This window comes from Pseudomonas sp. PI1 (genome assembly GCF_000812405.1).
Classification (GTDB): Bacteria; Pseudomonadota; Gammaproteobacteria; order Pseudomonadales; family Pseudomonadaceae; genus Pseudomonas; species Pseudomonas citronellolis.
On record NZ_JWMC01000028.1, the window covers coordinates 42,166 to 52,945 of the forward strand.

At 66.4% G+C, this 10,780-nt stretch carries 6 protein-coding genes; all 6 read right to left on the reverse strand.

The annotated features are described in order from the left end of the window. Positions 1-159: 159 nt before the first annotated feature. The 6 genes from RN02_RS10685 to RN02_RS10710 all read right to left on the reverse strand — a co-directional run bounded on the left by RN02_RS10685 (position 160) and on the right by RN02_RS10710 (position 10,543). Complete coding sequence (locus RN02_RS10685; protein WP_161796242.1) at positions 160-480, reverse strand: hypothetical protein; 321 nt, start codon at positions 478-480, stop codon at positions 160-162. 117 nt (positions 481-597) lie between these two features. Further along, on the reverse strand, positions 598-990 hold the full coding sequence (locus tag RN02_RS31655; protein ID WP_051878328.1) for a hypothetical protein: 393 nt from the start codon (positions 988-990) through the stop codon (positions 598-600). 354 nt (positions 991-1,344) lie between these two features. After that, positions 1,345-2,754: a TolC family protein gene (locus RN02_RS10695; protein ID WP_043314440.1), complete on the reverse strand. Its 1,410-nt coding sequence runs from the start codon at positions 2,752-2,754 to the stop codon at positions 1,345-1,347. Further along, positions 2,751-4,895 (reverse strand): peptidase domain-containing ABC transporter, encoded by a 2,145-nt coding sequence (locus tag RN02_RS10700; RefSeq protein ID WP_043266669.1) that lies wholly within the window; start codon positions 4,893-4,895, stop codon positions 2,751-2,753. Before RN02_RS10700 ends, RN02_RS10695 begins: the two co-directional genes overlap by 4 nt. 13 nt (positions 4,896-4,908) lie before the next feature. Continuing rightward, positions 4,909-6,165 carry an HlyD family secretion protein gene (locus tag RN02_RS10705; RefSeq protein WP_043314445.1) on the reverse strand — a complete coding sequence of 419 codons (1,257 nt, stop codon included), beginning with the start codon at positions 6,163-6,165 and terminating at the stop codon, positions 4,909-4,911. A 289-nt stretch (positions 6,166-6,454) separates the two neighbouring features. Beyond that, on the reverse strand, positions 6,455-10,543 hold the full coding sequence (locus RN02_RS10710; RefSeq protein ID WP_052267697.1) for a VCBS repeat-containing protein: 4,089 nt from the start codon (positions 10,541-10,543) through the stop codon (positions 6,455-6,457). Between the last annotated feature and the right edge of the window lie 237 nt (positions 10,544-10,780).

Sequence of the window (10,780 nt, forward strand, 5' to 3'; positions counted from 1 at the left end):
GGAGAAATCCAACCTGACTTGTAGGAAATCTCTTATAGATAAAATTAAGAAAATTCCGATTGATATATTTAATAAATCAACCATGGACTATCGCCAGGCAACAAAAAAGCCACTACCGAAGTAGTGGCTTATTTTCGATAAGACAGCGTACTGGCGATATCAACGCGGCCCGTTTCCAGAGCCGGAATTATTGCCGGAGAATGGATTGCCCAAGAGACTTCCCAAGGATTGGAGTTTCGAGGAAGTCCCCTGTGCCAGGCCATTGAACAACCCGGAGATGGCACCGAAGATCGTGCCCACGGTGACGTTGAGGATAGCGCCGATCGGGTTGCCGCCCAGCAGGCTGGAAAGCCCCTGGGTGATGCCCCCCAGCGCACCGCTCAAGGTGCCGAAGAGCGCACCGCCGATGCTGTCGAGGAAGCCGGAAGAGGCTCCGCCGGCGACCATTTCCAGTTCCTGCCCATTGAGTTCTTTCATCATGCCTCCATCATCGAGCGCATAGAGGAGCCTGCCGGATACCGGCAGGCTCCCTGTTCCACCGAACAGATGGGAATGCCGCCCAGCCAAGCGGTGGCATTCATTCGGGTCGATGCCGGATCAACGCGGGCCGGTGGAGGAACCGCCGCCGCCCACCAGGCTGCCCAGCAGACCGCCGCCTTGGCCGACCTGCGGGGCCGGAACGTTCATGCTCCACCAACCTTCGGCGTTGGCGTTGAAGGTTTCCAGCGACATGCCCCAGCCATTCACCAGGCCATAGGTAACGGCATGGATAACGCCGAGAACGCCACCGATGACGCCACCGAAGGCACCGCTGGCGACGCCGACGCCCAGAATGCCGCCCACCGAACCACCGGTTACCACGCCCTTCGCCACGCCGGTGCTGAGGGACAGCGGAATCAGCATGATGGCGGCGCCGATGCGACCGATAACGTCATCGATGATGCCAGCGCCGGCGACCATCTCTACTTCGTGAATGTTCAACTCTTGCATTTTCGTACTCCTTGCACATTGAGTGCTTATGTTGGCTTTCTTGCTGCGCTACCACTTATGTGGCGCGACCAGGTGATTGTTCTGTATGGAAATACCCATGACAACCTTAAATCGGCGAACTAAATCGCCATTCAGATTTCCTGGCAAAAGGCCATAAAAATACAACCAGCGAACCTGGAAGTTTCGTACAAAATAATCTTATGAATGGTGAGCGGATAATGGTCGCGAAAGATAGTTCGCGAGCCGAATATATGAATAACCCAGCGTCTCCTGAAGACAAAAAAGCCGCTTCGGTTCATACCGAAGCGGCTTTTGTTTTAACGACCGGAAATACCCGCTAGTTGCCGCCGCTCCTCACTGCAACGCCCAGAACCCCAGGCGGCCCAATCCCGCCGCCAGTTGCAGGCGGGCATTCTGCCAGTCGGCCAGGGCGCGGATGTGCTGCTCCTGGGCATCGGCGTAGGCGCTCAGGGCGTTGAGCAGTTCGATCATGCTGCCGACCCCGGAACGGTAGCGCCCGCGGGTCACCTCCAGGGCCTGGCGCGATTGTTCGACCAGGGCGTCGGTGCTCTTCAGGCTGCGGGTATCGACCATCAGCCGCTGGTAGCTGCCCCACACCAGCAGCGACACCTGCTGCTCGGCGCCGGCCAGGGCCGCGCGGCTGGCCTCGACCTGGGCCCGCGCGCCACGCACCCGGTAGTTGCGTTCGAAGCCCTCGAACAGCGGGATGTTCAGTTGCAGGCCCAGGCTCGAATCGCGCTGCCGGGTGTCGCCGTTCAGCGCCAGCGGCAGGTCGTTGCGCGAATGGCTGAGGCTGCCGGTCAGGGCCAGGGTCGGCCGGCCTTCGGCGCGCGCCTCGCGGACCTTTTCCTGGGCCGCGTCCAGCCGCGCCTGGGCGGCGATCAGCTCGGGATGGTGGCTGCGCGCCTGGGCCAGCAGCCGGTCGATGGCGCCGACGAAGCCGGTATCGGGCATCGGCGTCAGTTCGCTGGACAGCTTCAGCTCGCTGTCCGGCGCCAGCCCCATGCGCAACGCCAGCGTGCCCAGGGCGTTGTCCAGGTTGCCGCGGGCGCGCACCAGGCGCAGCTCGGACTGGGACGCGGCGGTCTGCGCCTGCAGGCGGTCGGAAAGCGCCGCCGCGCCGGCCCGGTACTTGGCGTCGGCGGCCTGGAAGTTCTCCTCGGCCATGTCCTTGACCTGCTGCGCCGCGGCCAGGGCGTCCTGGGCGGCCAGGGCGTCGTAGTAGACCTGGGCGGCGTTGACGAAGGCGTTCTGCAGTATCGCGTCGTGGCTGGCGTTGGCCGCCACCAGCAGGTAGCGGGCGCTGCGCAGCGCGGCGCGGCGCTTGCCGAAGTCGAACAGTACCCAGCTCAGGTCGAGGCGGGCATCGAGGCTCTTCTGGCGGGTCGAGGTCTCGACGCCGTCGAAGTCCAGGTAGTCGGTGCGGCTGCGACCGTCGCTGGCGCCGACGCTGGCGCCCAGGCGCGGCAGGTAGGCCGACCAGGCGACGCCCATCTGCGCCGCCTGGGCCTTGGCCTCGGCCCAGGCCTGGCGGGTCTGCGGGTCCTGGCAGAGCATGCGCTCGATGGCCTCGTCCAGCGCCAGTTCCGCCTGGACGCCGTTGAACAGGCAGGGCACGCCGCCGTGCCGCGCCTCGCTGACCGGCGCCTGGGGCAGCGTGCGCTCGGTGCGGAAGACGTCCGGCCCGGCCAGGGCCTCGGGGCCCGCGGCCAGCGCCAGGGCGAACGGGAGGATGCGCTTCATGCCGGCTCGCCCTCCAGCAGCCCGGGGTCGACGGCCCGCTCGCCCACCACCTTGCCGCCGGCGATGACCACCACGCGGTCGGCCGAGGCGATGGTCTCGGGACGGTGGGCGACCATCACCCGGGTAATGTTCAGCGAGCGGATGGCCTCGTTGACGCGGCGTTCGCAGTCCACGTCGAGGTGGCTGGTGGCCTCGTCGAGGAACAGGATCTGCGGCCGCTTGTACAGCGCCCGGGCCAGCAGGATGCGCTGCTTCTGGCCGCCGGAGAGCACCGTGCCCATGTCGCCGACCAGGGTGTTGTAGCCCATGGGCGCAATCATGATCTCGTCGTGGATGGCCGCCAGGCGCGCGCACTCCATCACCCACTCCATGTCCATCGCAGGGTCGAAGAAGGCGATGTTCTCCGCCAGCGAGCCGGCGAACAGGCTGTCGTCCTGCAGCACCGTGCCGACCACGCTGCGCAGGCCGTCGAGGCCGATCTGCGACAGTTCCATGCCGGCCACGCGAATCGCCCCGTCGGATGGCGGCAGGATGCCGAGCATGATGTTGACCAGGGTGCTCTTGCCGCAGCCGGAGGGCCCGACGATGGCCACCGACTCGCCGGCGCGGATGTCCAGGTCGATGCCGTCGAGCACGTAGGGCTCGTGTTCCGAGTAGCGGTAGCGCAGGCCGCGCAGCTCGATGCCGAACTCGCGCTGGCGCAGCAGGTCGGGGTCGATGCCGCTGCCGCCCTGCTCCGGCGCTTCGAGGACGATGTCGGCCAGGCGCTCGCCCTGCAGCTGCAGCATGCGCAGCTCGAAGAACTTGTCGATCAGGCTGCCCACGCGGCTGTCGAACTGGCCCTTGTAGGACTGGAAGGCCATGAGCGCGCCCACGGTGAAGTGGCCGTCCATCACCATGTTCGCCCCCAGGTAGATCACCAGCAGGTTCTCGATGCCGAACAGCAGGCCGTTGACCTGGCCGTAGAGCAGCCCCAGCTTCTGCGTGCGCAGGCCGGCGTTGACCTGCTCCACCAGCAGGCTCAGCCAGGTGGCGCGGCGCTCGGTCTGGCGCTGGAACAGTTTCAGCGGGCGCACGCCGCGCATGGTTTCGAGGAAGTGCGTCTGCTGCCGCGCGCCATGGATGATCTCTTCCTCGGTGGCGTTGCGCAGCGGCTGGTACGAGACCCAGCGCACCAGGGCGTAGAGCACCATGCAGACGATGGCGATGCTGGCCAGCAGCGGGCTGTAGACCAGCATCATGCCCAGGGTGGCGATGGTCATCAGGCCGTCGAGCACCGCCACCAGGAAGGCCGAGGTCAGGGTCGACTGGATGCTGTCGACGGCGCCGAAGCGCGAGACGATGTCGCCCAGGTGGCGCTTCTCGAAATACTGCGTGGGCAGGTTGAGCAGGTGGGTGAAGACGTTGGCCCGCCACTGCACGTTGAGCAGCGTACCCATGTGCATGCCCACCCATTGGCGCACGGCGCCGATGATCTGCTGCATCAGCATCATCAGGCCGAAGCCGATCAGCAGCGTGGTCAGCAGGTCGCGGTCGTTGCTGGGGATGACGTTGTCGATGGTCCACTGCATGAAGAACGGGCTGACCAGGGCGAACACCTCCAGGGCCAGCGACAGCAGCAGCACCTGGCCCAGGGAGCGGTACAGGCCGCTGACCTTGCCGAGCATGCCGAGCAGGCGCAGGTTCGGCTTGGCCTCCTTCTTCTCGAAGGCGGCGTCAGGCCACAGCTCCAGGGCCACGCCGGTGAAGGAGCGCGACAGCGTCTCCACGCCCACCTTGCGGATGCCGTGGGCCGGGTCGTGGATCACCGCGCCGCGGCGGCTCACCGACTTGAGCACGACGAAGTGTTTGAAGTCCCAGTGCAGGATGCACGGGGTGCGCAGCTTGGGCAGGTCGGCCAGGCCCAGCTTCAGCGGGCGCGTGGCCATGCCCATCTGCTGCGCCGCCTCGATCAGTTGCTTGAGGGTGATGCCCTTGAGCGAGACGTTGAAGCGCTGGCGCATTTCGCGCAGGTCGTGGTGGCTGCCGTGGTAGCCGGCGACCATGGCCAGGCAGGCGATGCCGCACTCGGCGGCCTCGGTCTGCTGGATGCTGGGCAGGCGCCGGCCGAAGCGCAGCGCGAGGGAGTCGAAGATAGCCATACGGCGCGATACCTCAGAGTTTGCCGGACAGGCTGTAGAGGGGTTCGAGGACCCATTCGTAGAGTTTGCGGGTTTCCTGCAGCAGGTCGGCCTCCAGCAGCATGCCGCTCTGCAGCGGGCGCGGCTGGCCGTAGGCGCGCACCTGCTGTTCGTCCAGTCGCACGCGGATGCGGTAGTACTGCTCGCCGCTCTGGCCGACGCCCGGCACGCTGCCGGCCATGGCCGCCAGCTCGTTGTACGGCAGCGAGGTGCGCGAGATGGACAGCACCTTGCCGTTGTACTGGCCGAATTTCTGGTAGGGGTAGGCCTGGTAGCGGATCCGCGCCGTATCGCCAACCTTGATGAAGCCCACCGCGCGGCTCGGCGCATAGAGTTCGGCGACCAGTTCGGCATTCTCGGGGACGATGCTCAGCAGCGGCCGCGAAGGGTCGACCAGTTGGCCGACCTCGGCCAGCACGGCGGTGGCGATGCCCGCTTCCGGCGCGACGATGCGCAGGGTGCGCTTGGCCTCGCTCTCGCCCAGTTGCTGGCGCACGCCGTTGAGCTGGCGTTGCAGCTCGGCGCGCTGGTTGGCGTGGCGCGCATCGAGCCCGTCGAGGGTGGCCTGCTGTTCGCGCAGTTGCTGTTGCAGCGCCGTGCGCTCGCGCTCCAGGCGCTGCAGGGTCTGGCGCTGGCCGAGCAGCTCGGCCTGGCGCTGCTGGAACTGGTCCATGGAGATGTAGCCCTTCTCCATCAGCCCGCGGTAACGGCCCTCGGCGTCGCTGGCGATGGCCAGCAGCTTGCGCTGGCTCTGCAGCTGGGCGGCCTGGGTGGCCAGCTCCTCGCGCAGGCTGACGACCTTGGCCTGCAGGCTGCGGCGTTCGTCGGCCTGCAGCCGCTGCAGCTTCTCCAGCTGCTGTTCCAGGGACTCGCGGCTGGCCTCCAGCTGATGGCTGATGCCGGCCTGCACCGCCTGGTCCTGGCCGCTGTAGCGTTCGCTGGAAAGGCGCAGGAGGGTCTGGCCGCGCTCGACCTTCTGCCCTTCGCGGACGGATTTCTCGATGATCACGCCCATCTGCGGCGCGTGCACCTTGGCCTGGCCGTTGACCGGCAGCAGTTGCCCGACCACGGTGCTGCGCTTGGTGTAGCTGCCCCAGATGAAGAGACCCGCCACCAGCAGGGCGAACAGGGTGGCCAGGGCGGTGAGCACACTGAAGGACAGCGGGCGTATGAGGATGATCGGGCCCAGCCAGTGGGCGCCCTGCCCTTGCAGGGCCTCGGTGCGGAACAGGGGTGTTTCGGTACTCAAGGTCAGGAGCCTTTGGGTTGTCGTTCGGCGATGGGTCTTTCTACCGATGGAGCCCGGGCGGAAACACCGGGGATGTCCGAATCTGGGGAAGCAAAACGACCTACATCAGCCAGATTTTTCTGAACTTCGAAGAAAGGCCGCCAGGCCGATGTGGGGTCACGAGCCTGCTCGCGCCCGGAAAGAAAAAAGCGGCGCCACCAAGGGGGAGAAAATTCGGCGCCGCTGAAAACGAATCGGTGCCCCGGCGCAAGCGCCGGGGCGGTTCAGGGCCTCAGACCATGATCTGGTGGTTCTGGATCAGGTTCAGCAGGTCGGTACGCACACCCATCAGGGTGATCAGGTCGGTGGAACCGACCTGTTGGCCGATGCCGTCGCGGTCGACGCTGATGATGGTGTTGTTGCCCTCGACGCGGCTCGACAGGTAGTCCAGCAGCCCCTGGGACGAGGCATCCAGCTGCAGCACGCCGTCATCCCGGACCAGGCTGACCGGGCCGCCGTAGCCGAGCATCCCGCGCAGGTCGATGATGTCGGCGTTGCTGTTGTTCAGCACGTTGCCCAGGCCGAAGCCGAACACCATGTCATGGCCGTTGCTGCCATCGGCGGAAACGTCCCAGGCATCGACCGGACGATAGGCCAGGGTGTCGTTGCCACCGCCGAAGAGGTAGTAGACGTCGTCGCCACCGCGGCCTTCGAAGCGGTTGCTGGCGGCGTTGTCCATGAAGGCGTCGGCGTACCAGCTGCCCTTCACGGCCTCGATGCCGATCAGGGTGTCGTTGCCCATGCCCAGCGACTGGCCGCTCTGCAGATTGACCTGCACGCCCTGCTTGGCGAACTGGTAGTCCACTTCGTCCAGGCCCTGGGTGGCGCTCCACTGCTTGCTGCCGTCGGCCAGCAGATTCCAGCCGCCGCCGCCGTTGATGACGTCGTTGCCCTCGGTGGCCATGAAGCTGTCGTTGTAGCCGGTGCCCACGGTGCCGGCGCCCTGGCTGTCGAAGCTCACGGTCGGCTTGCCGGCGGTCAGCACGTAGGCGTGCTCGGCGGCGCCGGTGACCAGGTTGCCCCAGGTCGGGTTGATCAGGCCCAGGTCCTCTTCGAAGCGGCCCGGGACCATGTTGCCGTTGCCGATGGCAGGCTCGGCCAGCAGCTTGGCGCTGTAGGTCTGGTTCGCGTCCAGGCCGTAGAAGTACACCAGGCCGGAGCTGTCGTTGGTCACCCCGGACTGCGGGTTGAGGATCTGGGTGGCGACCAGGCGGCCCGCCGCGTCGAACAGCTGCACGGTGTTGCCGAAGTAGCTGTTCATGCCGTTCTTGTCGAGGATGCGCAGGATCAGGCTGGTGCCTTCCGCCACGTGGTTCTCGTTGCGGATCAGCACCGTGGGCGACGAAGCGGTATCCAGGCCCACATGGTCCTTGCCGGAGGTGCGGTACAGCAGCAGGTCCACGGCGCCGTCGAAGTCGTAGTCCACCGCCACCGCGCCGGTGACGTTGTCGTAGGCCTCGTTGCCCAGCAGCTGGCCGCTGTTCATCCAGTCGCCATTGCCCTGGTTGATGAACAGCACCGGCGTCATGGCGGCATTGGTGGAGGACCAGGCGGCGTTCTGCCGCGGCGCCTCGATGACGTCCATCTTGCCGTCATGGTTCCAGTCCACGGCGAAGGACGGGCCGCCGTCGAAGTGCACCAGGTTGCCTTTCTGGTCCTGGCCGAGGGCGTCGTTGAAGAACAGCGGGTTGTCGTTGTCCATCCCCAGCCACTTGCCGTTGGCATCGGTGCCCTTGTTCAGGTAGATGCGGCTGTCGTCGGAATTGCCGTTATGGCCGGTGGAGCTGCGAGCACCGCGGGCCAGGAACAGGTCCAGGTCGCCGTCGCCGTCGAAGTCGGCCCAGGTCATGGAGGTGGCCAGGTTGCTGTATTCCGTGCTGCCGGCGCTATCGCTGCGGAACATCCTGCCGAAGGTCTGCTCCTTGCTCCAGCTGCCGTCGCTCTGGGTCAGCAATACGCCCAGGGCGGTGTTGCCGTGCTGGTCGTTGTGACCGGCCAGGTCCACGGCGCCGTCGTTGTTGAGGTCGACGCCGCTGATCTCCGAACCCCACCAGGTGTTGCCCTTGCGCTCTCCTTTCAGCACGCCATTGTCGTTGCGGATGAGGTTGAAGCCCCAGCTACCGATGGTGTTGTCGACCACGATGAAGTCGGTGTAGCCGTCGCCGTTGCCGTCCCAGGCGATCACGCCGCCGATGTTCAGCCGGTTGGGGTTGTTGACCGAGCCTGCGCTGTAGGTGCCGTCCGCCTTGGCGGTCCATACCGGCAGGTCCGCGGAGTTGCCACTCACATTGGCGATGACATCCATCAGGCCGTCGCGGTTGTAGTCGGCGAAGGTGGCCTTGGAGATCATGTGCCCGTTGCCGTCCGAGGTGACCTTCAGCGGCTCGCTCAGGTAGCTGGCGCGGTACTCGTCACGGTCCAGGCCGCTGAAGACGTGGCCGGCGTTCTTGTAGGCGGTGGAGCTCAGGGCGTAGCCGGTGCTCTGGAAGAACGACCAGGTGCCGTCGGCGCTCATGGCCATGGCCGCGGTGTTGGAGCCGCGTACCGAGGCGACCGTGCCGCCCCAGCCGGTGTCATGGACGCTGAAGCCGGCCTCGTTGACCGGGCGGTGGGCGTCGATCAGCACCTGCGGGCCGAAGCCGGAGTTGTTGCCGGCCACGTCCCAGGTGACGAAGCCCAGTTGCTGCTGGCCTTCGGGCAGGATGGCGTCGAAGCTCCAGCGGCCGTCGTTGCCGGCCACGGCGTAGCCGACGATCTTGTCCAGGCCTTCCTGGTAGCGGCCGTCGCGGTTGACGTCCTGCACCAGGGCCACGGTGGCGCCGGCCTCGGCCAGGCCGTACTGGGCGCTGGAGTAGTAGGCGCGCTCGCCGCTCAAGGCCTGCTCACCGAGCTGCGGGGCGAAGGCGAAGGGCACCGGCGAGTCGATGTCGACGACCAGGGTGCGCTCGCCCAGCTCGACGCTGTTGCCGGCGTTGTCGGCCACCCGCAGTTTCACGCCCAGCTGCTGGCTGGCCGACAGCGGTTCGCTGGTGTAGCTCCACAGCTGGCCGCCGTTGGACATCAGCGTCTCCCAGGTCTTGCCGCCGTCCAGGGACAGTTGCAGGTGCTGGCCGATCTGCAGCGCGGCGCTGAGCTTGCCGGACAGGGTGACGCTGTTGTCACGGGTGATGAAGTCGTTGTTCTGCGCGCTCTGCGCGTTGCTGTACTGGCCGGCGATCTCCACCGCGGTGTCGGTGCCCAGCTCGATGCTGGAGTACATGTCCGGCAGCGGGTTGCCGGCGTCGAAGACCACGTCCTGGGCCGCGTAACTGCTGGCCACCGGGTTGCCCTGGGCGTCCAGCACGCGCATTTCGTAGCGCACCTGGGTGCCGAGGTTGTGCACGCTGGGGTCGATGTAGATCCAGTCGGTGCCGAAGGCCTGCACGGTCTTCCAGCTGTTGCCGCCATCGACGCTGACCTGCAGCTTGGCGCCGGCCGGCAGTTCCTCGCTGAGGGTGCCCAGCAGGGTGATCTTCGAGGCGCTGGTGATGTAGTCGCCTTCCACGCCGGTGTCCGGGGTGATGCCGATGATGCTGACCTTGATGCCTTCCACCGGCTGCGGGGTCACCTCGCGGCTGATGGTGATCTGCTGGGCGGTCATGGCGCCCTGGTTGCCGGCGGCGTCGATGGTGCGCAGCAGGTAGGTGTAGTTGCCGTTCTGCAGCTCGCGCACGTCCTGGTATTGCCAGTAGGCGCCGCTGACGGAGGCGACGTCCTGCCAGGTGGCGCCGGTGTCCAGGCTGATCTGCAGCTTCTCGTTGGCGGCCAGGGCGGTGCTCAGGCTGCCGAACAGCATGGGCGTGGAGTCCACGGTGACCAGCGGTTGCTCGGGCAGGGCTTCGGAAACGTTCTGGATGGTGGCCTGGGCGCTGGGCGGGGTCAGGTCGAGGATGAAGCTGAAGGGCGGGCTGAAGTCGCTTTCCAGACCGTTGCTGCTGTCGGTAGCGGTGGCGCGCAGCACTTGCACGCCCTCCTCGCGCAGTTCCTCGGAGGGGGTGAAGCGCCAGGAGCCGTTGCCCTGGACGATGGTGCTGCCGATCACCCGGTCGCCGTGGTAGACCTTGATCAGGTCGCCGGCGGCCGCGCCGTTGCCGATCAGCGTCGGCGTGGTGTCGTCGGTGTAGCCGTTGAGCTGGACGATGCCCTGGTAGGCCGGCGTACCGGCATCGTCGAGCACGTAGCTGATGTGCGGGGCGGGCGGCGCCACGGGCACTTCTAGCGGATCGTTCTGGGCGAGCACGGAAGCGGCCGCCTCGCGGGACAGGTTCTTGCTGACAGTCATGTGGTACTCCTGAGTCTAGTGTCGAACGGCGGCGGGCCGGGCCCGCCGCCGTTCGTTTGGCAGGCCTGCCGCTTGGCCCCGTCTGTGCGGGCGTCCGGCAGGCGAGGGAGGATGCTAAAAGGCCATCGCTGCCGTGTATCTAAGGCGCTCCCTAAAGTCCGGCGGCATTGGTCGGCGGCTGTCGGTGGGGGGGCGGAAAAGGTTGTTCGCGGAGGGGGTGGGGCGTTCATGGCGGGG